Below are 20882 nucleotides of genomic sequence, written 5' to 3'. Positions count from 1 at the left end.
GATCGCCCGGAACGGGAGGCAGAAGACGAGAAGGGAAGAGAAGAAGGGTTGTGCGTACGCAATGAGAACTCCGCTGGCGAGGATCGTCAGCCGGGCGCGCCGAAGGAGCACCGCGGCCATGGAATGGCCGAGGCGGAGAGACGCGTCTGAAGGTTCGGTCGCTCCGCCTCAGGCGGTGCGGGGCCGAATGATCATCGCGGAGAAATTGCAGGACACGATCGTCGACCCTAGCAAACGAGAACCGAGCGCAACAGCTCAGGCGCCCGACGGCGGGTTCGCGAGCAGCTCCACCCGGTCGGCGAGGTAGCGGTCAAGCGGCGTGAGCGCATCGGGCTGGGCCGGGTTCCAGCGCACGAACAGCGCGTCGCCGACCATCACGATCGGTCCGGATGCCCCGGAGCGCTCGATCTCGGCGGGGTCCACCGGCGCGGCGCCGAAGTTCACGGTCTCGCCCTCGGCGAAGCCGCCCTTCACGGCCGCCGCTGCGAAGGCTCGTTGCTCGGCGATCGCCGTGGCCGGGGTGCTCCGCCGCACGGGGCGCTCGGCGCGCACGACCCGGCCGGTCGCAAAGAGACGGCCATCGGTGTCGACGAGCAGCACGCCGAGACGCCAGACCCGGCCGAGCGGCGTCATCCGCGCGGCACGCGGAATGCCGAGGGTGCGCCGCTCGGGCACGTACCCGGCGAGCGCCTCGTCGCGGGCGCGGTGCCCGCCGAGTTCGGCAGCAGCAGCGGAGCCCGCCGCCGCGAGCGCCTGCAATACGGCCGACGGAGCGGAAGACGCCGACCCCGACGACAACGGCGACGACCGGGCCGGCTCGGGCGCCGAGGCATCCGTCATCGCGACCGCCCGATGAGTTCGAGCAGCGCGAGACCGTAGGCCTCGGCGACATCGGGATGCTCGAAGCGGCGCGTCTCGCCCCCGAGGTCGACCTCGACCTCGAACGCGTCGTCGAGTCGGCGCAGTGCACGGAAGGTGGACCGCAGCAGTTCCCGCAACTGGTCTTCGCGCGGCAGCCACACCGCGTCGCCGACCGAGACCGAGTCGAGCGCCCACTCCGTCGTGCCGTTGAAGCCGAGCACCGTGTCGTTCGAGAACGCCTGCGGCTCGATCGTCATCTCGCTGACCGTGAACACCTCGGCCTCGACCTCGGACTCGACCGAGTCGGGCAGGTCGAGCGCGAAGCGGTCGCCCGACTCGGGGTGCCACACGAGTCCCGCATCCCGCAGCGCGAGGGCGAGCTCGCGACCGATCACGGGGCGCTCGCCGGCACCGAGACGCTGTACTCGGCGTCGACGAGGATCGGCATGTGATCCGACGACCCGCGCGGCAGCGTCTCGACGCCGGCGATGTCGAGCCCGACCGACGTCGCGAGGTCGAAGTGCCCGCGGAAGAACTTGTAGCGCGTGTACGTGCGCTTGTCGCTGAGCGTCAGGTCGTAGCCCGAGTCGCGCACCTTCTCGCCGAGGTTCTCCTTGAAGATCGGGTAGTTGTAGTCGCCGACCATGAGCGTCGGCAGCCCCGGCCCGAGGAACTGCAGCTCGCCGAGCGCCGACTTGATCTGGTGGCGTCGCAGCGAGTTCAGCGCGGTCAGCGGCGCCGCATGGAACGAGGCCACGATGAGCTCGCGCTGCGCCTCGTTGTCGTAGAGCCGCACGCCGATGAGGCGCTCGTGCGCGGGCTGCAGCAGCCGGTCGTGCAGCGACTTCTTGAGCGCGAACGCCTGAATGCGCACGGCCCGGAATCGCTCTGCGTCGTAATACAACGCGAGGCCGAGCCGGTTGCGCTGGGTCGCGTCGGCGAGCTCGAGGTCGTGGATCTTCTGCGGGAGATCCTGCGTGTCGCACTCCTGCAGGCACAGGATGTCGGGCGAGTACCGTTCGACGAGCCCGACGAGTTCGCCGCTCGCGCGGTGCTTCCGCAGGTTGTAGCTGATGACGCGCATGATTCGATCAGCCTACGTCTCCCGGCTCGTCGCTGGCCCAGAATTCCGGATCAGATCGGCCGTCGCCCCGGCGCCACCCCGACGCGCACGTGCAGTCCGGTCGCGGCCTCCTCGAGCGCGAGGTCGAGTTCGGCGAGCGGATGCGTCGCCCCCACGAGCTCCTCGAAGGGCAGCAGCTGCCACGCCCGCTCGAGGAACTCGACGGCGTGCTCGAGCTGAGCTGCCGTGTAATTGTGCACGCCCGTCACGGTCGCGAGCCGCCGCACGACGGTCTCGGGGTCGAGGGTGACCTCCGACCCCGGTGAGACGCTGCCGACGAGCACAGCGACGCCGCCGACCCCGATGACGTCGAGCACGGTGCGCACAGCCGCCGCGGTTCCGGATGCCTCGATCGCAACGAGCACCTCGGTGAGCCCGCGCTCCGCGAAGCGGGCGAGCACGGCGTCGAGCCGTTCGGGCGCCGAGCCCCTGGCGAGCGGGTCGGCCGTGACGACGCCGAGCCGCCGGGCGAACGCCCGCCGCGCGGCATCCGGATCGGCGACGACGACCTCGGCTCCGGCCTCGACCGCCATGGCGGCGACGGAGAGCCCGATCATGCCCGCCCCGGTGATGAGCACGAGGGCACCGTCGAGGTCGACCTTCGCGGCCGCTGCGTCGAGGGCGGCGACCGCGGTGGCCGTGGCGCACGACGCGGGTGCCGCGATGGCCGCGGGCAGTGCTTCGCTCACGCGCACGGTCGCGGTGCCGGCGCGCAACTGCACGTGGGTGGCGAATCCGCCCGACAGCTCCCAACCCCGGTGCACGCGCTCGTGGCCGTACTTGGCGAGCGTGCGGCACTTCTGCGTGAGGCCGCGCCGGCAGCGGTCGCACTCGCCGCAACTGACCGTGACCGACCAGACGACACGGTCGCCGAGCGCGAGGGGCGTGCCGTCGGCACGCACGGCGCCCTCGCCGACGGCGACCACGCGGCCGACCTGCTCGTGGCCGAGCACGAGCGGCGCCGGAGCCGAGCGGTGGCCGCTCACGGTGTGCACGTCGGAGCCGCAGATGGTGGCGAGTTCGACCTCGACGAGCGCCTCCCCCGCCGCGAGCCGCACGCCGGGCGCCGCGAGCGCCTCGTGCGGGCGCCCCGGCTCGTACCAGACCATGGCGATGGGCGAGGGCTTGACGATGATGTCGAGGTCGCCGACCCGCTCGACGGTGTGCATCGACACGCCGCTACTCGCCGCGGAGGCCGAGCAGCGCGGGCAGCTCGGTGATGCTGTCGATGACGGCGTCGGCGCCGGCCGCCTCGAGCGCGTCGCGGTCATGGGCGCCGCTCAGCACGCCGACGACGAAACCGGCCCCCGCATTGACGCCCGACAACACGTCGCTCGCGGTGTCGCCGACGACGACCATCGCGTCGACGGCGCTCGCGCCGGTGCGGAGCAGCGCGGTCAGCGGCAGGTCGGGGTGCGGACGGCCGCGGCCGGCGTCGGCCGGCGACAGCACGGCGTCGGCGAGGTCGTGCCAGCCGAGCGAGTCGATGATCGCGTCGCGGGTCACGGGCGAGAAGCCGGTCGTGAGCACGACGGATGCCCCGGCGGCGCGCAGCTCCCTGATGACGTCGGCGGCGCCTTCGATCTCTGCGACGCCCTCGCTCGCGACGAGCTCGGTGTACGCACCCTCGAACGCCGCGTTCGCGTGCTGCGCGGCGTCTTCGTCGCCGTCGGCGAGCACGCGGAACACCTCGATCTTCGACTGGCCCATCGTGTCGCGCACGTACTGCAGGGCGGCGTCGAAGCCGTCGCCGGTCGCGATGCCGCTGCGCTCCGCGGCGAGGGCGAACGCCCGCTCGACGATGCCGTCGTCGACGACGGTCGTGCCCGCCATGTCGAGCACGATCAGTTCGATGTCGCCCGACTCGTCGTCGTCGCCATCGAGGTCGTCGTCGAGCTCGTCGAGCTGTTCGTCGAGCTGCTCGACGACGAGCGCACGGGCGCCGGCCTCGCCGGGCTCCGAGAGTTCGGCGAGCTCGTCGCGCTCGGCGAGCTCGTCGTCGGAGAGCACGATGGGGGTGTCGGAGGTCATGATGCGCCTTTCTGCAGGGTGATCGTGGGGGCCGGGCTGGTGAAGCCGGCGACGACGTGCTCGGCAAGTCCGAGCCCGGTCGTCATGCCGATGCCGGTGGTCGCGGCTGCGAGGTGCACGCCGGGCTCGACCTCCTCGATGAGGAAGTCGGCGGGACCGCTCGCGTAGACGCCCTGCCACCGCTCGACGACGCGGAGTGCGTCGATGCCGAACAGCGACCGCGTCTCCTCGAGCATCGCCTCGAAGGCGGACTCGGCCTGGAACGGGGCGACGGTGGCGCCTCGAGCATGGGTGTCGCCGACGATGAGCGTGCCGTCGGGCAGGCGCGTGTACATCTGGTTCAGGTCGAGGGCGGCGAGGTCGGGGCGTTCGGCGTGCAGTCGCTCGCGCAGGGCGGCAGCGGCCGGCGTGGCCGAGAAGGCGCCGTAGCGCACGAGCGACCAACCGGTGAGGAGGGGGGCGGCGAGCGGCATCCGCAGCTCTGCCGTGACCCGCAGCATGTCGAGCGCGCAGCGCACGATGCCGTGCCGTTCGGCGACGTCGGGGTAGAGCAGGTCGATGTCGTGGTTCACCGCGACGATCACCCGGCCCGCATCGATCGGCCCGCGGCTCGTCTCGACGCGGCCGGGGCGCACGGCACCGACCGCGGTGCGGCGGCGGAACTCGACGCCCTCGCGCTCGAGGTGCGCGGCGATCGCGGCGACGGCCTGGCGCGGGTTCGCCTGCAGGTCGCGCGGGAGGAACGCGCCGCCGACGGCCGTGCCTGCGGCGAGCGGCATCCGCTCGGCCGCCTCTGCCGCCGAGAGCAGCTCGACCTCGTCGCCGCGCGTCTCGGCGAGGCTCTCGAGCACCGCGAGCTCGTCGTCGCGTCGAGCGGCCACGAGGGTGCCCGACTCGCGCAGCCACACGCCCGCATCGACGGCGAGCCCGAGCCACAGCTCGCGAGAGGTGAGGGCGAACTCGCGGGCGAGCCCCGCCTGCGGCGTGAAGCACAAGTGCCCGAAATTGCGAACGGATGCCCCGGAGGGTTCGCTGCCCCGCTCGATCACGACGACCCGGAGCCCGCGGCGGTGCGCGGCGAGCGCAGCACCGAGGCCGACGATGCCCGAGCCGACGACGGCGACATCGAATGCCGAGCGCACTTGGCTCGTGCTCACTTGAACACCCGCCGCATCCACATCGCGATGCCCTCGACGATCAGCACCGTCACGAGGATCATCAGCACGATCGCGGTGACGACCGCGTAGTTCGAGCCCTGGCCGGCGTTCAGCAGGTAGTAGCCGATGCCGCCGCCGCCCACGATGCCGAGGATCGTCGCCGCACGGATATTCGTGTCGAGCAGGTAGAAGCTGTGCCCGATGAGCGCCCGCGTGCCCTGCGGCAGCGTCGCCGAGGCGTACACCTGGCCGCGGCTCGCGCCGGTCGCACGGAGTGCACGCTCGGGCCCCGACTTCACCTCTTCGAAGGAGTCGGCGATGAGCTTGCCGAGCAGGCCGATGCCGCCGAAGGCGAGGGCGAGCGTGCCGGCCTGGCTGCCGAGGCCCGTGATGACGATCAGCACGATCGCGAGGATCACCTCGGGGATGCCGCGGATCACGACGAGCAGCAGGCGCATCGAGGTGCGCACCGTGCCGTTCGGGGCGACGTTGCGGGCCGCGAGGGAGCCGACGAACACCGAGACGACGAAGGCCAGCAGCGTCGCGGCGAGCGCGATGCCGATCGTCTGCGCCATCGCGCCGAACATCGTGGCGGCGTCGTAGTTGCCGAAGCTCGGCGGCCAGAACTGCACGGCGATCGCGGGGATCTTCGCCCAGAAGGTGATGAGGTCGCCCCACTGGATGTTGCAGACGAGCACGCTGCCGACGACGACCGCGAGCGCGACCCAGCCCCAGACGGTGTTGCGGATGCGCACGGCGTCCCACGGGCGGCGAAGCGCCGCGTCGAGCCGATCACCCCCGCTGGTCGAGGAGCGCCCGACGGAGGAGGACGCGTCTCGAGGCCCCGCCGACGCAGCGCTCGCCGTAGCACTGCGCGTGCCCGAGACATCCGATCGCCGGCGCGCATTCTGCACACCGCGCACGACACGGTCCCCCAGACCGCGCCCCGTCGGCGCACCCCCGAGCATGGCCTGGCGCACGACGCTCGACACGATCTCCATCACGACGCAGAGCGCGAACATGACGATCGCGATGCCGAGGCCCTCGGAGTAGTTCAGCGACTTGAACGCGAACGACATCTCCATGCCGAGGCCGACGACGCCGACGTAGCCGAGCACGACCGAGCCGCGCAGGTTGATGTCGTTGCGGTGCAGCACGGTCGCGACCCACGACGGCAGCACCTGCGGCAGGATGCCGCTCGTGAACTCCTGCAGCTTCGAGCCGCCGGCGGCACGGATGGCGCGGCGGGGGCCTTCGTCGATCTGCTCGATGGCGTCGGCGAAGAGCTTGGCGATCATGCCGATCGAGTGGATGCCGATCGCGAGGATGCCGGGAAGCGACCCGAGCGAGAACATGAGCACGAAGACCATCGCGAGCACGACGTCGGGGATCGCGCGGGTCAGCACGGTGACGAAGCGACCGAACGCCTGCCAGCCCCGGCCCGGCGTCGTGTTCGACGCGGCGAGGTAGGCGATCGGCACCGAGATGACGGCGGCGAGGAGCGTCCCGCACAGCACGAGGCCGATCGTGAGCGCGGTCAGGTAGGCGAGCTCGGCCGGCTCGGGCAAGGTGATGGTGCCGACGCGGGCGAAGAACCGCTCGGCGTTGCCCCAGCTCTCGATCATGCTCGGGATCGAGATGCCCGAGTCGGCGACGGCGATGACGGATGCCACGACGATCGCGCCGAGCGCGAGGGTCGCGGCGATGCGCTCCGGCGAGATGCGGCGGCGCGGCGCCCGCTCGGCGATCGAGGGTGACGGCGATGGCTGCGGGGCCGACGGGGCCGGCGGCGTCGCGGTGGCGAGGCTCATGAGCGCAGCGCGCTGTCGGCGAGGTGGGTCTCTGCTGCGGCGTCGGCCGCGGCATCCGACAGCTCGACCTCGATGGCCTCGAGTTCGGTGGTCGACGTCGCGACCCGGCCGTAGATCTCCATGACCTCGGCCTTGGAGAGGCCCTCGGCGGGGGTGTCGAGCACGACCTCGCCATGGCGGAGGCCGACGATGCGGTCGCCCCACGACAGCGCGAGGTCGACCTGGTGCAGGCTGCAGACGACGGTGAGGCCCTCGTCCATCGCGATCTCGCGGATGAGCGACATGACCTGCTCGCTCGACTCGGGGTCGAGAGAGGCGACGGGCTCGTCGGCGAGGAGGATCTCGGGGTTCTGCATGAGGGCGCGTGCGATGGCGACGCGCTGCTGCTGGCCGCCAGAGAGGGTGTCAGCCCGCTGGTAGGCCTGGTCGAGCAGGCCAACGCGGTCGAGGTGACCGAGGGCCGTGAGCTTCAACCGCTTCGGGTAACCCCAGAGTCCGATGCGCGGCCCGCGCAGTTCGGCGAGCGCGCCGGTCAGCACGTTCTCGAGCACCGTGAGCGAGGGCACGAGGTCGAACTGCTGGAAGACGAAGCCCATGCGGCTGCGCAGGGCCCGGAGGCGCCGCCCCGTGAGGCGCGGCACCTCCTGACCGAGCACGCGCACGGAACCGGAGGTCGGCGTCTCGAGCCCGTCGAGGTGCCGCAGCAGCGTCGACTTGCCCGAGCCCGAGAGCCCGAGGAGCACCACGATCTCCCCCCGCGCGACCGTGAGCGACGCCCCCTGCAGCGCCACGGTGCGACCGAACTCCTTCGTGAGTCCGGAGACCTCGATGACTGGATCCTGGTTGCCGACTGGCGTGCTCATGCGGTGCTCCGTGTTCCGTGTTCCGTGCGTTCCGGCCGTGGTTCAGTGCCGAGGCGTCAGCCCTGGCACTGCTCCGCGTTCGTCTTCTCGCAGATGTCGCGGATGGTGTCGTAGTACGCGTCGTCCACCGGCGAGGTGGCGAAGAAGACGCTGCGGAATCCGTCGCTGTCGGCGCTGTCGATGCCGGCGGCGATGATGTCGTCGATCGTGACCTCGGCGAGGATGCCGACGAGCTGCGACTGCAGCTCCTCCGGAAGGGTGTTCGACATGACGATCGGCGCGCCGGGAACCATGGTCTCGGCGATGACCTCGACCTTGTCGCTCTTCTCGACCTCGCTGTCCTCGGCGAAGCCGGCCTCGCACTCGACGCCTTCACCGGTCTTGGTGACCGAGACGTCGTGCTTGCCCGCGAACACCGGCGTGATGTCGGCCTCGGGGTCGATGCCCTCGTTCAGCAGGTTGTAGGTCGGGAACAGGTAGCCCGAGGTCGACGACGGGTCGACGAAGCAGACCTTCTTGCCCTCGAAGCCGGCGAGGTCGGTGATGTCGCTGCCCTTGGGCACGATCGCCTGCGAGAAGTAGCCGGGCTCCTGGCCCTCTTCGGTGATGATCGAGGAGATCGGGGTGAGGGCGGCGCCGTTGTTGGTCGCGGTCACGTAGGTGAAGCCCGAGAAGGAGGCGACGTCGATCTTGCCGGCGACGGCGGCCTCGATGAGCGCGGCGTAGTCGGTGGACTCGTGGTACTCGACCGTCTTGCCGGTCTCGGCCGCGATGTAGTCCATGAGGGGCTGGTAGTTCGTCTCGGTGTCGACCGAGTCGGGAACGACGCCGAAGACGAGCGTGTTCTCGTCGACGGCGAACGTGGCGCCCGAGGCATCCGCTGCCGTGTCGTCGGCCGTGGACGGCGACGAACACGCGGCGAGGCCGACGGTGAGCAGGGCCGCTGCGGCGATCGCGGGCCAGGCCTTGGTGTTGAGCTTCATCGGAAACCTTTCATGACCGCTGCGCCCGGTGCAGGCGCATGCTGTGTGTTCCGTTGCCCCAACGTAGGCAGGCGCCGCCAACGAGCGACGGCGGCGTGGTTACCGGAAGGCGAACCACAGGCGGCGGCTCCGTGCGGCTGTACGAGCAGGTTGCCGTCGCACTGCTGCAGGCTTCGATCCGGCAGGAACCCGGACACGCTTCCGTCACTTCACCTGCGGTTCACCTCGGCGGGCGAGACTTCACCACATGGCAGAGACGAGGTTCCGCCACATCGCCGACCTGCTCGCGGCGGAGTTCGCCGAGCTGCCGCCGGGCACGAAGGTCGCCGGCGAGCATGAGATCGCCGAGCGGTTCGGCGTCGGGCGCGCAGCGGCGCGCGCCGCGATGCAGGAACTGCAACGGCGCATGCTCGTGCGCCGCATCAAGGGCGGCGGCACCTACACGGCCAAGCGGATCGACTACGTCATCTCGGCCGACCGGGAACCCTCGTGGAGCCGCACCGTGCGCGAGGCGGGCGCCGTGCCGCGCAGCGTCGTGCTGTCGTGCGACGCCCTCGACCTGCCGAGCGACGTCGCCGGCCATCTCGGCCGCGCTGCCGGCGAGGCCGGGTACCGGCTTCGTCGTCGCTCCTTCACCGATGAACTGCCTGCCTCATGGGGCGACGAGTGGGTGCCGGTCGACGTGCTGCCGCAACTGCCCACGGCGATCCGCCACGAGACGTCGCTGCACGAGATCCTGCGGCAGATGGCCGCTGCCGCTCCGGAACGCGCATCCTCGCGGGCGAGCATCGAGGTCGCGTCGGACGACGTGGCCGAGGGCCTCGAGTGCGCGACCGGTGACCCGGTCTGGCTCGTCGAGAGCGTCAATCGCGACGCGGTCTCGGGGCGGCTCCTGTGCTTCACCCGCCGCTGGATCCGTGCCGACGCCATGCGGGTCGTCTTCGAACTCGGCGGGCACGTGCCGCCGGAGGGGGCGGCTCCGTGACGACCCCGGCGACCGCGCGGCCGGCTGCGGCGGGGCGCACGGATGCAGCGGGGCGGTCGGATGCCGCGGGCTGGCCGCTCGGCCGCCCGCCTGCCGGCTTCGTGCTGGGCCATGTGCGCGCGGTGCTGTCGGGTCGGATCCTCGATGATGCCCGCATCGTGGTGCGCTCGGGGATCATCGAAGCCGTCGAGCCGCATCCGCCGGGCGGTTCCTCCGACGTCGACGGCCGCGGCGCGATGTGCCTGCCGGGCCTCATCGATGTGCACGGCGACGCGGTGGGACGAGAACTGCGCCCGCGGCCCGGGGCCTCGGTGCCGGTCGGCTTCGCGCTCGCCGCGGCGGAGGGCCGCGTCCGTGCGGCCGGCATCACGACGGCGTTCCAGGGCGTCGCCTTCCAGGAGCGAAGCGCGGTGGGCCTCCCGATCGGCTCGCCGCCGGCCGAGGAGGTCGCCGATGCGATCGAGACGGCGGGATCACCCGCGATGCGGATCCTGCACCGCGTCGACGTGCGCTGCGCGGTCGGCGCCGCAGCCCTCGAGGCCCGCGTCGCCGCTGCGGGCGACCGAGTACTCGTCGTCTCGCACGAGGATCACACGCCCGGGCAGGGTCAGTACGCCGACCCCGCCACGATGCGCCGCTGGATGGTCGAGGGCGAGGGCATGTCGCCCTCAGCGGCAGTGGCGCACGTGGAGTGGTGGCGCGACTCGAGGGACGAGCTGTCGGAGACCGGCCGCCGCACGCTCGAACGGCTCGGCGAACTCGCCCGGGCCGGGCGCATCCGCTTGTTCGGCCATGACCCGGCGACGCGACAGGACATCGACGACCTCGTCGACCGCGGCGGCGCCGTCGCCGAGTTCCCGACGACGCGGGAGGCGGCTGCGCACGCTCGCCGGCGCGGACTCATGATCGTCGCCGGTGCCCCGAACGCGATGCGCGGCGGCTCGCACGCCGGCAACGTCTCGGCCGGCGAATTGATCTCGGCCGGCCTCGTCGACGCACTCGCCTCCGACTACCTGCCCGACGCCCAGCTCGGCGCGGTCATGCGACTCGTCGCCACCGGAGCGTGCACGGTGCCCGCGGCCGTGCGTCTCGTGACGAGCGGCCCCGCCGCCGCGGTCGGGCTGCGCGACCGGGGTGCGCTCTGCCCCGGTCTCCGCGCCGACCTCGTGCTCGCCGACCTCGCGGGTGCCTGGCCGCGCGTGCTCGCGACGCTGCCGGCATTCGTGGTCGAGAACGGTGCGGCAGAATCGGCGTCATGACCGATGTGCAGATCAGGCCCGCGACGAGCGCAGACGTGCCGGAACTGCTGCAGTTCTGGATGTCTGCTGCCGAGAACGCCACCCGTCCGGTCGATACGGCCGCCGCGGTCGACGCCGTGATCGCTCGCGACCCCGACGCGCTCATCGTGGCCGTCTCGGGCGACACGATCGTCGGGTCGATCATCGCCGGCTGGGACGGGTGGCGCTGTCACCTGTACCGGCTCGCCGTGAGCCCGGAGTTCCGTCGTCAGGGCCTCGGCCGACGGCTGCTCGGGCACGCGGAGGCGCGGCTGACCGCGCTCGGCGCCACGCGGATCGACGCGATGGTGCTCGACGGCAACGAACTCGGGCACTCGATCTGGCGCTCGTCGGGGTACGCTCCACAGCCCGAGTGGAGCCGCTGGATCAAGCCGGCCTGAAGCCCGGTGCCGGTCCGTTCTCGGAGCCACTTCGTCGTGTGACGATCCGTTGCCTCCGGTGACGCGGCGCGAGCGACCGGCCTCCGTCCCGCCATAACGTTCGGGCATGACCCTCCTCGACGACACTGTCACGACCGACACGGCCACGACCGCCTTCCCGCCCGCCGAACCCGCAGAACGGCTCGCCGCGGCCGGCGCTGCATGGGCCGACCGTATCGAGCGCAACCCCGATGCCGCCCACCTCACGTACACCGTGACCGGCCGAGGCACCGGCTCGGTCGCGAGCGCGATCACCGCCGGTCGGCACCGCTTCGAAGTCGACGAACCCGCTGCCCTCGCCGGCGACGACGTTGCCGCGAGCCCCGTCGAGTACGCCCTCGCCGCGCTCATCTCCTGCCAGATCGTGGTCTACCGCCTGTACGCCGGGGCGCTCGGCATCCAGCTCGACGACATCGAGATCACCGCCGAGGGCGACCTCGACGCGCGCAAGCTGTTCGGCATCGACGAATCGGTGCGTGCGGGCTTCAACCAGGTGCGGCTCGCCGTGAAGCTCCACGGCCCCGAGAGCGCCGAGCGCTACGAGACGCTGCGCGAGACCGTCGACGCGCACTGTCCGGTGCTCGACCTCTTCGCGAACCCGGTGCCGACGACCGTGGTGCTCGGCTGAGCGCTCGCGTCGGCGCCCCTGCGTCGCTCGCGAGCGCTCGCGTTCGGCTCCTCGCTTCAGCGCGACCTCGGCGCGACCCTCAACGGCGGATGCGCGCCGGGCCCATCGCGGCACCGAGGCCCACGGCGATGATGCCCGCGAACAGCAACCCGTAGCGACCCGAGACGACGCCGATCGCGGCGAGCACGATGCCGACGACGACCACGGTGCGCGAAAGGATGCGGCGCACCTTCGGCCGGGCGAAGAACCGCGGCTTCGCGGCAGGCTCGCTCATGTGCCGACCCTGAACGTCGTGCCGGTGGCCTCCTCGGCGAAGGCCCAGAAGCGAGTGCCGATCGCGGCATCCGTCGACGTGCGGGTCGGAGTCTGCAGGGCCGGCGCGCCCTTCGTCGTCCAGCGCGGCCCCCAGAACTGGCCGCCCTCGGCGTCGGGCGCGGTGAGCGCGTGCAGCGGCACCTCTGCGCCGCGATGCTTGCCCTGAGTCCATGCCCCCTGCAGCGCGTCGCGGAACCGCTTGCCGGTCGACGGCTCGTTGACGCCGGGCACCCGCGGGGTCCGGCCGCCGACCGAGTAGCCCGGGTGGGCGACGAGGCTTGCGAGCGGCAGCGTTCGAGTGGGCGCCGTCGCTGCCCGGAGCCGTCGATCGAGTTCGAAGGCGAACACCTGCGTGGCGATCTTCGATTGCGCGTAGGCCCGCCAGGAGTCGTAGCCGCGCTCGAGCTGCAGGTCGTCGAGGCGGAAGGTCGAGAGCCGGCTCGAGAGCGAGCCGAGGGTGACGATGCGCGCGCCGGGCGCGAGATTCGGCAGCAGCTGGGCGAGCAGCGCGAAGTGGCCGAGCACGTTCGTCGCGAGCACGAGCTCATTGCCGTCGGGCGACTCGAGGCGCTGTTCGGGCGTGTGCACCATGCCCGCGTTCGCCACGACGCCGTCGAACGGTGGGCGGTGCAGTAGCCGGGCGGCGCCTGCCCGCACCGAGTCGAGCGAGGCCGTGTCGATGACGAGCGGTTCGACGGATGCCTCGGGGCGCGCGCCGCGGATCGCGGCCATCGCCGCCTCGAGCCGCTCGGGGCTGCGGCCGGCGAGCACGACGTGGGCGCCCGCGCCCGCGAGCCGTGCCGACGTGAAGAAGCCGATGCCGGCGTTCGCGCCGGTGACGAGGTACCGCTTGCCCGTCTGCGGCGGCATCGCCGTCGGGTACCAGCTCACGACTCGGCGCTCACAGCTCAGTGCTCACGGCTCGGGGCTCACAGCTCGTCGGTGGTGCCGGGCGCCGACGCGCCGTTGGCGAGCTCCTCGTGATGCTGGATCACCTCGGCGACGACGAAGTTGAACCACTTCTCGGCGAAGGCCGGGTCGAGGTGCGCGTCGATCGCGAGATTGCGGAGACGCGCGATCTGACGCCGCTCGCGGTCGGGATCGCTCGGCGGCAGGCCGTGCGTCGCCTTCAGCCGACCGACCTGCTGGGTGAACTTGAACCGCTCGGCGAGCAGGTGGATGAGTGCCGCGTCGATGTTGTCGATGCTGGACCGGATACCGAGCAGTTCGCTCATCGCAGCATCACGTTCGTCGAAGGACCCGTCACTCATGCTTCGAGCGTACCCGTGCGCGCACGCACCTCGAGTCGCCCGATTCCATACAGAATCAGGCGACTCGAGGATCTGCCGGGCTCGACCCGCACCGGGGTCAGGCGCCCGCCGCCGCCCGCTCGAGCATCGGCTTCGTCGCGAGGAGGCCGAGCCACACGACCCCGATGCCGGCCGCGAGCACCCCGGCGATGACCGCGAGCGAGAGCGGCGCGACGATGATCGCGGCGCCCGTGAGCGGCAGCATCACGATGGCCGCGGTCACCGCCGACCCGATCGCGGTGATGCGAAGGGGGGACATGACCGCGCGACGCCGGGCGGCATCCATCGTGGGCGTGGGCATGCCGAGCATGTCGAGCGAGCGGTAGAGCTCGCCACGGTCGAGGATGCCCGCGGCCTGGTTCACGCCGACCGAACACGCGACCATGAGGAACGAACCGACCACGGTGATGAGGATGCCGGTGCGGATGTCGGCGAAGAGCTGCATCGACTCGGCATCGGCGGCCTCGCCGAAGGAGCCCAGCAGCGCGATGCCCGTGCCCGCGAACACGGCCATGAAGCTCGTCATCGCGACGCCCGAGACCTGCCGCCACGCCGCCTTCGGCGACTCGAGCACCGAGCGTGCCGCGAGCAGGCGTGCCGGCGCCTTCGCTCGTCGCGCCTGCGACTGGGCGACGAGGCGGATGACCCACGGTCCGATGAGGTTCAGTACGGCGATCGTGCCGCCGAAGGCGAGGCCGAGCATCGCGAGGATGATGAGCACGGAGCCCGCCACCTGCAGCACCGCCATCATGAGGAACGCGATCGCGATGACCGCGACGCCGATGGCGATCCGCAGCCAGTGCAGCTTCGGGGCATCCTGCTTCGTGCGCACGCCGAGCGGCGAGATGACGACCTGGCGGAGACCGAGCACAGCGCTCGCGGCGGCGAGCAGCACGACGCCGCCGAAGACTGCGGCGAGCGCGGTCAGGCCGAGCAGCACGCCGTCGATGCCGAGCGCCTCGCCGCGGAACGGGATGAGCGCGACGAGCGGCACGAGCGCGAAGTAGAGCAGCACCCCGGCGACGGCGCCCGCGGCGGCGAGCACGACGGACTCGAGCACGGCGAGCGCCGACACCGTCGCCGGCGTCGCGCCGAGCAGCCGCAGGGTCGCGAGCCGGTCGTCGCGGCGCCGGGCCGAGAGCCGGGCGGCCGCACCGCCGAGCGAAGCGAGCGGCACCACGAGCAGCACGAGGGCGATGACCGCGAGCGCCTGGTAGGTCACGCCGATCTCGTCGGGCCACGTCCAGAACGACTGGGCGCCGCCGAGCACGACGAGGAGCAACGCGGTGACGATCGCGAAGGCGGTGACGGGCAGGAGGCTCGCCGCCGCACCGGCGGTGCCGGGCCGGGCGAGCAGCCACGCGACGCGGGCGATCACGCGGCGACCCCTGGCACGCGCTCGCCGACGATGCGGCCGTCGCGCATGTCGACGATGCGAGTGCACCGCTCCGCGACATCCGCGTCGTGCGTGACGAGCACGAGCGTGCGGCCCTGACCCGTCGTCGAATCGAGCAGCGCCTGCATGACCTCGGCCGAGGTGGCGGAGTCGAGCGCGCCGGTCGGCTCGTCGGCGAAGACGACGGAGGCACCGGTGACCTGCGCCCGCGCGATCGCGACGCGCTGCGCCTGACCGCCCGAGAGCTGGCCGATGCGGCGGTCCTCCATGCCGGCGAGGCCGAGGGCGGCGAGCCAGCCGCGGCCGTACTCCTCGGCGCGGGCGCGCGGCATCCCGTTCAGCATGAGGGCGAGCGCGACGTTCTCGACGGCGGTGAGCTCGGGGATGAGGAGCCCCTGCTGGAAGACGAAGCCGTACGCCTCCCGCCGCAGCCTCGAACGCTCGCGTTCGCTGAGGGAGGTGACGTCGACCCGGCCCGCACCCGACTGGAAGGCGACCGTGCCGGCGTCGGGGCGGGTGATGCCCGCGAGGCAGTGCAGCAGGGTCGTCTTGCCCGAGCCCGATGCGCCCATGATGGCGATCGCCTCCCCGGTGCGCACCTGGAGGTCGACGCCCGCGAGGGCATGCGTCTGGCCGAACGACTTGCTGAGGCCGGATGCCTCGATCACGAAGGAACTCATACCCTCGAGCCTGCCCGGGCAGGCCGGTGCGGCGCGTCGGTCGCGCGCCGTATTCGCGCGGCGGCGCCGTCATCCTCCCGGATGACGGTGCGCCGCGGGCAGACGGATGCGGCGCGGCATCCGACCCCCACCGGATGCCGCGCCGCGGCTTGGAACCCGCTCGATCAGCGGGGCGTCGCCCGCCGGATCACGAGGTAGCCGCCGACTGCGCACACCACGGCCAGCGCGAGCACGACGGTGAACGTGCCGACCAGGCCGATGGCGGCGAACCACTCGAAGACGGCCGGCCAGGCGTTGCTCCACGTGACCGTCGCGACGAAGGCGAGCAGCACGAGGATCGAGCCGAACAGCATGAACATCATGCCGCGCATGCGCCACCGCATGAACACGGTCGTCACGGCCGCGCCGAGGAAGAGCACGAGGAGCTGCAGCGAGAGGGTCGTGTAGAAGTCGACCAGCCAGTTGGTCTGCCCGTACCAGAGCGCGTCGAACATGTGCGCCCCGACCCACCACCCGTTCGTCGCGATCTCGACCTGCACGAGCGTCGCGATCGCCACGGCGAACATGACCGCGACGAGCACGAACATGAGCGACGTACCCAGCCAGAAATCACGCCGCGTCGCACCGAACCCGAGCGCGAACGAGAGCGTCAGGCCGACGGCCTGCACGCCGACCGCCACGAGGTACCACTGCGGGGAGAGCACGGCCCAGCTGTACCGCATGCCATCGATGTCTTCGCCGCCGCTGCCCGCGCTCGAGATAATGAGTGCGATGACGATCGTGACCGCCCAGGCACTGCCGAGGATGATCCATGGGATGCCGAAGAAGACCGACGGCGTGACGGCGTGCAGGCGCACGACGCGCCAGATCTCGTGGGCCCGCGAGCCGGCTTCGGTGCGCACGATCGGCTGATCGATGACGGCACTCATGCTGCCACCTCCTGATTCGTCGAGTCGGCACTCAGGTCGGTGCCGGTCATGTGGATGATGAGTTGCTGGAGCGAGACGGGCGCGAGTTCGAGCCCCGCCTCGGCTGCGCGGATGCGGTCGGCCTGGTCGAGTCGACCGTCGATGGTGGCCGATGCCAGCCCGCCGAGGCCCTCACGACCGATCACCGGCCGGTCGGCCACGAACGACTCGACCGCGGCACGCGGACCCGCGACGGTCGTCGCCGACCCGCGCAGTTCCTCGGCGTCGCGATCGAACAGGATGCGGCCCTGGTCGATGAGGATCACGTGCTCGAGGAGGTTCGCGACCTCGTCGATCAGGTGGGTCGAGAGCACGATCGTGCGGGGGTGCTCGGCGTAGTCCTCGAGCAGGCGGTCGTAGAAGATGTGGCGGGCCACGGCATCGAGTCCGAGGTACGGCTCGTCGAAGAAGGTGAGCGGCGCACGCGACGCGAGGCCGACGATGACGCCGACCGCCGAGAGCTGGCCGCGCGAGAGCTTCTTGATGTAGCGATTGAGCGGCAGACGGAAGTCGGCGATGAGCTGCTCGGCGAACGCGGCATCCCAGTTCTCGAAGAACCACGGCGCCGCCTTGAAGACGTGCGCGGCCTTGAAGCTGTCGGGGTAGCGCTGCGACTCGGCGATGAAGCACATCCGGCGCAGCACGTCGGCGTGCTCGGCGGGTTCGCGCCCGAAGACGTCGAGCTCGCCGGCATCCGGGAACAGCTGCCCGGTGAGCATCTGCATGATGGTCGTCTTGCCAGCGCCGTTCCGACCGAGAAGACCGTAGATGCGGTTCTCCTCGAGCGACAGGTTCACCGCGTCGACGGCTGTGAACGAGCCGTAGCGCTTCGTCAGGCCGGTGGCCCGCACCACTGTGCCGGTCATGATTGGATCCTTTCCGCGCGGAGCATGCCCGCGAGTTCTTCGATGCCGATGCCGAGCTTCTCGGCCTCGATGATGAGTGGTCTGAGGTATTCGGTGGCGAAGCCCGCCCGTCGGCGTTCGACGAGTCGTTCGCGTGCACCGGTCGTCACGAACATGCCGATGCCTCTTCGCTTCTCCACGATGCCGTCGTCGACAAGGCGGGTCACCCCTTTCAGTGCGGTCGCCGGGTTGACGCGCAGGAACGCCGCGAACTCGTTCGTCGAGGGGATCTGGCCGCCCTCAGGCAGGCTGCCCTCGATGATGTCGTTCTCGATCTGTTCTGCGATCTGGATGAAGATCGGACGTGATTCGTCCATGCCCGCCCAACTGTCTGCCGTGATGCTGTGCCGAACCTTGGTTGGTTCATTACTTGTGTAACTAACCAACCATGTGCGGGCGCGGCTGTCAACCCCGAGTTCCGTCGCGGTCGGGACCACTCGTTTCGCACCGGACCCGTGATGTCGGGTGTCCCGTGCGACACGAGTGGTCCCGAGGCGCGCGCGTGCGCGCGCGGGCGGGCTGCGCGCCCGCCGGTCAGGCGGCGGCGGCGCGGCGCCGGAGGCGCAGCCGGCCCTGGGCAAGCAGGATGCCGAGGAGCACCAGCACCGCGCCGATCGGCTCGTGCCACGAGAACCGCTCGCCGAGCAGCAGCACCCCGAGCGCGACGCCGACCACGGGCGTGACGTAGGTGACGGTCGACGCATTCGTCGGGCCCCAGGCGCGCAGCACGTTGATGTTCCAGATGTAGGCGAGCCCGGTGCCGAGCACGCCGAGCGCGAGCAGCGAACCGACGATCGCGAGGTCGAGTTCGACCGGCTGCCAGGCGATCACGGGTGTCAGCACGAGCATGATCGCGCCCGCGATGCCGATGTTCAGGAACGCGAACGTCGCCGGCGCGATCGGTCTGGTGCTCAGGAACTTGCGGGTGTAGCCGAAGGTGAAGCCGTAGCAGACGGCCGCGCCGAGGCACGCGAGCTGGCCGAGGAGGCTCCCGGTGAGCGCCGCGTACTGCCACGGTCCGATGATGACGACGACGCCCGCGATGCCGACGAGCACCCCGGCCCACTGCGCCGACGCGAGCCGCTCCACGCGGAACGCGAGCGTCGCCATGAGCGCCGTCGTGATCGGGGTGACGGCGTTGTAGATCGACGCGAGGCTCGACGAGACGTGCAGTTCGGCCCACGCGAAGAGCATGTGGGGCACGACGCATCCGCTGATCGCAATGACCGCGAAGTGCAGCCAGACGATGGGCTGCCGCGGCAGCACCGGCCCGCGCTCCCCCGTCGGCGATGCCACGCGCGGCCGCATGACGAGCACGATGACGCCGAGGGTGAGGCCGCCGAGCACGAGCCGCGACCACGCGACCTGCGTGAAGCCGACGCCCTCGAGGGCGACCTTCATGAAGAGGAAGCTGGCACCCCACACCACGCCCATGCCGAGGAACTGCAGCCACGTCGACAGCCGGTTCGGCTGCGACGTCGCGACGTCGCCGAGACCCGGTCGAGCGGATGCCGCGGCGGCGGCGTTCGGTGCGGTGCTGGTGCTCACCGGTCGAGCGTATGCCGGGCCGCCGACCGCCCGACACCACCGCCGGGGTGCTTGTCCGGAATCCGCCGAAGCTCGGCAGTCGCGGCATCCGCTGCACGATGCCGGCCCGGATTCCCCGGTGCGCCGGCGCCGGCCCGACCATAGGCTGGAGCACATGACCAGCCATTTCGATGTCGTCGTCCTCGGCGCCGGTCCCGGCGGCTATGTCGCCGCGGTGCGCGCCGCCCAACTCGGTCTCAGCGTCGCCGTGATCGAGGAGAGGTACTGGGGCGGCGTGTGCCTCAACGTCGGGTGCATCCCCTCGAAGGCCCTCCTGCGCAACGCCGAGCTCGCCCACATCTTCCACGACCAGGCGGCGACCTTCGGCATCAGCGGCGACGCGCACTTCGACTACGGCGTCGCGTTCGACCGCAGCCGCCAGGTGTCGGAGAAGCACGTCAAGGGCGTGCACTTCCTCATGAAGAAGAACGGCATCACCGAGTTCGACGGGCGCGGCTCGTTCACGGGCCCGAACGCCATCGATGTCGCGAAGTCCGACGGCACGACCGAGCAGGTCACGTTCGCGAACGCGATCATCGCGACCGGTTCGCGCGTTCGACTGCTGCCCGGCGTCGAGCTGTCGCAGAACGTCGTGACCTACGAGTCGCAGATCCTCACCCGCGACCTGCCGCGCTCGATAGCCATCGTCGGCGCCGGTGCCATCGGCATGGAGTTCGCCTACGTGCTGAAGAACTACGGTGTCGACGTCACGGTCATCGAGTTCCTCGACCGGGCGCTGCCGAACGAAGACGTCGAGGTCTCCAAGGAGATCACCCGCCAGTACCGCAACCTCGGCGTGCCGATCCTCACCTCGACGAAGGTCGGGTCGGTCGTCGACAACGGGTCGTCCGTCACCGTCTCGTACACCGGGTCGGACGGCCAGCCGGGTTCGCTCGAGGTCGACAAGGTGCTCATGGCCGTGGGCTTCGCGCCGAACGTCGAGAACTTCGGGCTCGAGGCGGCCGGCGTCGCCCTCACCGAGCGCGGGGCGATCGGCATCGACGAACGCATGCGCACGAACGTGCCGCACATCTACGCCATCGGCGACGTCACCGCGAAGCTCATGCTCGCCCACGTGGCCGAGGCGCAGGGCGTCGTGGCGGCCGAGACGATCGGCGACGCCGAGACCATGGAACTCGGCGACTACCGCATGATGCCGCGCGCGACGTTCTGCTCGCCGCAGGTCGCGAGCTTCGGGCTGACCGAGCAGCAGGCCCGCGACGAGGGCTACGACGTGGTGGTGTCGAAGTTCCCGTTCAGCGCCAACGGCAAGGCCAACGGCCTCGGCGAGCCCGTCGGGTTCGTGAAGCTCGTCGCCGACGCGAAGCACCTCGAGCTGCTCGGCGGCCACATGGTCGGTCCGGATGTCTCGGAGCTGCTGCCCGAGCTGACCCTCGCCCAGAAGTGGGACCTCGGCGCGCTCGAGCTCGCCCGCAACGTGCACACCCACCCGACGCTGTCGGAGGCGCTGCAGGAGACGTTCCACGGCCTCGCGGGGCACATGATCAACATGTGAAGCATCAATGGGCGCGGTCGTCCCGAGTCGACACGAACCGGCTGTG

General features: G+C 71.1%; 23 protein-coding genes. 5 read left to right on the top strand and 18 right to left on the bottom strand.

Going from position 1 to position 20882, the window contains the following annotated elements; genetic code table 11:
• Positions 1-255: 255 nt before the first annotated feature.
• From VPH61_RS13025 to VPH61_RS12985, 9 genes are read right to left on the bottom strand one after another with little or no spacing between them, the layout of a single operon-like run.
• Complete coding sequence (locus VPH61_RS13025) at positions 256-840, bottom strand: hypothetical protein (RefSeq protein WP_332063931.1); 585 nt, start codon at positions 838-840, stop codon at positions 256-258.
• On the bottom strand, positions 837-1256 hold the full coding sequence (locus VPH61_RS13020; RefSeq protein ID WP_332063930.1) for a pilus assembly protein CpaE: 420 nt from the start codon (positions 1254-1256) through the stop codon (positions 837-839). Before VPH61_RS13020 ends, VPH61_RS13025 begins: the two co-directional genes overlap by 4 nt.
• A complete protein-coding gene (locus VPH61_RS13015; RefSeq protein WP_332063929.1) occupies positions 1253-1945 on the bottom strand; it encodes an endonuclease/exonuclease/phosphatase family protein in 693 nt (230 codons plus the stop codon). Before VPH61_RS13015 ends, VPH61_RS13020 begins: the two co-directional genes overlap by 4 nt.
• Positions 1946-1995: 50 nt before the next feature.
• Positions 1996-3153 carry an alcohol dehydrogenase catalytic domain-containing protein gene (locus tag VPH61_RS13010; RefSeq protein WP_332064104.1) on the bottom strand — a complete coding sequence of 386 codons (1158 nt, stop codon included), beginning with the start codon at positions 3151-3153 and terminating at the stop codon, positions 1996-1998.
• Positions 3154-3163: 10 nt separating this feature from the next.
• Complete coding sequence (locus tag VPH61_RS13005) at positions 3164-4015, bottom strand: phosphonatase-like hydrolase (protein ID WP_332063928.1); 852 nt, start codon at positions 4013-4015, stop codon at positions 3164-3166.
• Positions 4012-5172 carry a TIGR03364 family FAD-dependent oxidoreductase gene (locus VPH61_RS13000; protein ID WP_332063927.1) on the bottom strand — a complete coding sequence of 387 codons (1161 nt, stop codon included), beginning with the start codon at positions 5170-5172 and terminating at the stop codon, positions 4012-4014. The genes VPH61_RS13005 and VPH61_RS13000 overlap by 4 nt, the downstream gene beginning before the upstream one ends.
• The gene (gene phnE / locus VPH61_RS12995; protein ID WP_332063926.1) at positions 5169-6983 is read right to left on the bottom strand and encodes a phosphonate ABC transporter, permease protein PhnE; all 1815 of its coding nucleotides are present in this window, start codon (positions 6981-6983) and stop codon (positions 5169-5171) included. Before phnE ends, VPH61_RS13000 begins: the two co-directional genes overlap by 4 nt.
• On the bottom strand, positions 6980-7846 hold the full coding sequence (gene phnC / locus VPH61_RS12990) for a phosphonate ABC transporter ATP-binding protein (RefSeq protein ID WP_332063925.1): 867 nt from the start codon (positions 7844-7846) through the stop codon (positions 6980-6982). The genes phnE and phnC overlap by 4 nt, the downstream gene beginning before the upstream one ends.
• A 56-nt stretch (positions 7847-7902) precedes the next feature.
• On the bottom strand, positions 7903-8829 hold the full coding sequence (locus VPH61_RS12985) for a phosphate/phosphite/phosphonate ABC transporter substrate-binding protein (RefSeq protein WP_332063924.1): 927 nt from the start codon (positions 8827-8829) through the stop codon (positions 7903-7905).
• 247 nt (positions 8830-9076) lie between these two features.
• Between VPH61_RS12985 and VPH61_RS12980 the strand changes: the two genes are divergently transcribed.
• The 4 genes from VPH61_RS12980 (at position 9077) to VPH61_RS12965 (ending at position 12159) form a co-directional block, all read left to right on the top strand.
• Positions 9077-9814 carry a GntR family transcriptional regulator gene (locus tag VPH61_RS12980; RefSeq protein WP_332063923.1) on the top strand — a complete coding sequence of 246 codons (738 nt, stop codon included), beginning with the start codon at positions 9077-9079 and terminating at the stop codon, positions 9812-9814.
• The gene (locus VPH61_RS12975) at positions 9811-11073 is read left to right on the top strand and encodes an alpha-D-ribose 1-methylphosphonate 5-triphosphate diphosphatase (RefSeq protein WP_332063922.1); all 1263 of its coding nucleotides are present in this window, start codon (positions 9811-9813) and stop codon (positions 11071-11073) included. The genes VPH61_RS12980 and VPH61_RS12975 overlap by 4 nt, the downstream gene beginning before the upstream one ends.
• Positions 11070-11492 (top strand): GNAT family N-acetyltransferase, encoded by a 423-nt coding sequence (locus tag VPH61_RS12970; RefSeq protein ID WP_332063921.1) that lies wholly within the window; start codon positions 11070-11072, stop codon positions 11490-11492. The genes VPH61_RS12975 and VPH61_RS12970 overlap by 4 nt, the downstream gene beginning before the upstream one ends.
• Before the next feature lie 106 nt (positions 11493-11598).
• Positions 11599-12159: an OsmC family protein gene (locus VPH61_RS12965; protein WP_332063920.1), complete on the top strand. Its 561-nt coding sequence runs from the start codon at positions 11599-11601 to the stop codon at positions 12157-12159.
• A 79-nt stretch (positions 12160-12238) separates the two neighbouring features.
• Here the strand turns inward: VPH61_RS12965 and VPH61_RS12960 are convergent, their stop codons facing one another.
• From VPH61_RS12960 to VPH61_RS12920, 9 genes are all read right to left on the bottom strand, one after another.
• Complete coding sequence (locus VPH61_RS12960) at positions 12239-12433, bottom strand: hypothetical protein (protein WP_332063919.1); 195 nt, start codon at positions 12431-12433, stop codon at positions 12239-12241.
• On the bottom strand, positions 12430-13365 hold the full coding sequence (locus VPH61_RS12955; protein WP_332063918.1) for an SDR family NAD(P)-dependent oxidoreductase: 936 nt from the start codon (positions 13363-13365) through the stop codon (positions 12430-12432). Before VPH61_RS12955 ends, VPH61_RS12960 begins: the two co-directional genes overlap by 4 nt.
• A 38-nt stretch (positions 13366-13403) precedes the next feature.
• Positions 13404-13745, bottom strand: coding sequence for a chorismate mutase (locus tag VPH61_RS12950; RefSeq protein WP_332063917.1), 342 nt, complete (start codon positions 13743-13745; stop codon positions 13404-13406).
• Positions 13746-13842: 97 nt separating this feature from the next.
• On the bottom strand, positions 13843-15162 hold the full coding sequence (locus tag VPH61_RS12945) for an FtsX-like permease family protein (protein WP_332063916.1): 1320 nt from the start codon (positions 15160-15162) through the stop codon (positions 13843-13845).
• Positions 15159-15860: an ABC transporter ATP-binding protein gene (locus VPH61_RS12940; RefSeq protein ID WP_332063915.1), complete on the bottom strand. Its 702-nt coding sequence runs from the start codon at positions 15858-15860 to the stop codon at positions 15159-15161. The genes VPH61_RS12945 and VPH61_RS12940 overlap by 4 nt, the downstream gene beginning before the upstream one ends.
• Positions 15861-16024: 164 nt before the next feature.
• Complete coding sequence (locus VPH61_RS12935) at positions 16025-16789, bottom strand: hypothetical protein (protein WP_332063914.1); 765 nt, start codon at positions 16787-16789, stop codon at positions 16025-16027.
• Positions 16786-17694, bottom strand: a complete 909-nt coding sequence (locus VPH61_RS12930; protein ID WP_332063913.1) for an ABC transporter ATP-binding protein — start codon at positions 17692-17694, stop codon at positions 16786-16788. The genes VPH61_RS12935 and VPH61_RS12930 overlap by 4 nt, the downstream gene beginning before the upstream one ends.
• Positions 17691-18050, bottom strand: coding sequence for a GntR family transcriptional regulator (locus VPH61_RS12925; RefSeq protein ID WP_332063912.1), 360 nt, complete (start codon positions 18048-18050; stop codon positions 17691-17693). Before VPH61_RS12925 ends, VPH61_RS12930 begins: the two co-directional genes overlap by 4 nt.
• Before the next feature lie 217 nt (positions 18051-18267).
• The gene (locus VPH61_RS12920; RefSeq protein WP_332064103.1) at positions 18268-19194 is read right to left on the bottom strand and encodes a DMT family transporter; all 927 of its coding nucleotides are present in this window, start codon (positions 19192-19194) and stop codon (positions 18268-18270) included.
• A gap of 241 nt (positions 19195-19435) precedes the next feature.
• Between VPH61_RS12920 and lpdA the strand changes: the two genes are divergently transcribed.
• Positions 19436-20836 carry a dihydrolipoyl dehydrogenase gene (gene lpdA / locus VPH61_RS12915; RefSeq protein ID WP_332063911.1) on the top strand — a complete coding sequence of 467 codons (1401 nt, stop codon included), beginning with the start codon at positions 19436-19438 and terminating at the stop codon, positions 20834-20836.
• The last annotated feature ends 46 nt before the right edge of the window (positions 20837-20882 follow it).

The sequence above is a fragment of the Agromyces sp. CCNWLW203 genome, assembly GCF_036576125.1.
In the GTDB taxonomy this organism is placed as follows: Bacteria; Actinomycetota; Actinomycetes; order Actinomycetales; family Microbacteriaceae; genus Agromyces.
The sequence above is the reverse complement of the archived record's forward strand: the minus strand, read 5'-3'. Positions and strand labels throughout refer to the sequence as shown.

Coding starts and splice junctions, on each gene's coding strand:
- VPH61_RS12965 (WP_332063920.1), top strand. CDS start 11,599: ATGACCCTCCTCGACGACACTGTCACGACCGACACGGCCACGACCGCC.
- VPH61_RS12960 (WP_332063919.1), bottom strand. CDS start 12,433: ATGAGCGAGCCTGCCGCGAAGCCGCGGTTCTTCGCCCGGCCGAAGGTG.
- VPH61_RS12940 (WP_332063915.1), bottom strand. CDS start 15,860: ATGAGTTCCTTCGTGATCGAGGCATCCGGCCTCAGCAAGTCGTTCGGC.
- VPH61_RS12930 (WP_332063913.1), bottom strand. CDS start 17,694: ATGACCGGCACAGTGGTGCGGGCCACCGGCCTGACGAAGCGCTACGGC.
- lpdA (WP_332063911.1), top strand. CDS start 19,436: ATGACCAGCCATTTCGATGTCGTCGTCCTCGGCGCCGGTCCCGGCGGC.
- VPH61_RS12950 (WP_332063917.1), bottom strand. CDS start 13,745: ATGAGTGACGGGTCCTTCGACGAACGTGATGCTGCGATGAGCGAACTG.
- phnE (WP_332063926.1), bottom strand. CDS start 6,983: ATGAGCCTCGCCACCGCGACGCCGCCGGCCCCGTCGGCCCCGCAGCCA.
- VPH61_RS13005 (WP_332063928.1), bottom strand. CDS start 4,015: ATGACCTCCGACACCCCCATCGTGCTCTCCGACGACGAGCTCGCCGAG.
- phnC (WP_332063925.1), bottom strand. CDS start 7,846: ATGAGCACGCCAGTCGGCAACCAGGATCCAGTCATCGAGGTCTCCGGA.
- VPH61_RS13010 (WP_332064104.1), bottom strand. CDS start 3,153: ATGCACACCGTCGAGCGGGTCGGCGACCTCGACATCATCGTCAAGCCC.
- VPH61_RS12970 (WP_332063921.1), top strand. CDS start 11,070: ATGACCGATGTGCAGATCAGGCCCGCGACGAGCGCAGACGTGCCGGAA.
- VPH61_RS12985 (WP_332063924.1), bottom strand. CDS start 8,829: ATGAAGCTCAACACCAAGGCCTGGCCCGCGATCGCCGCAGCGGCCCTG.
- VPH61_RS12935 (WP_332063914.1), bottom strand. CDS start 16,789: ATGAGTGCCGTCATCGATCAGCCGATCGTGCGCACCGAAGCCGGCTCG.
- VPH61_RS13015 (WP_332063929.1), bottom strand. CDS start 1,945: ATGCGCGTCATCAGCTACAACCTGCGGAAGCACCGCGCGAGCGGCGAA.
- VPH61_RS13025 (WP_332063931.1), bottom strand. CDS start 840: ATGACGGATGCCTCGGCGCCCGAGCCGGCCCGGTCGTCGCCGTTGTCG.
- VPH61_RS12925 (WP_332063912.1), bottom strand. CDS start 18,050: ATGGACGAATCACGTCCGATCTTCATCCAGATCGCAGAACAGATCGAG.
- VPH61_RS12980 (WP_332063923.1), top strand. CDS start 9,077: ATGGCAGAGACGAGGTTCCGCCACATCGCCGACCTGCTCGCGGCGGAG.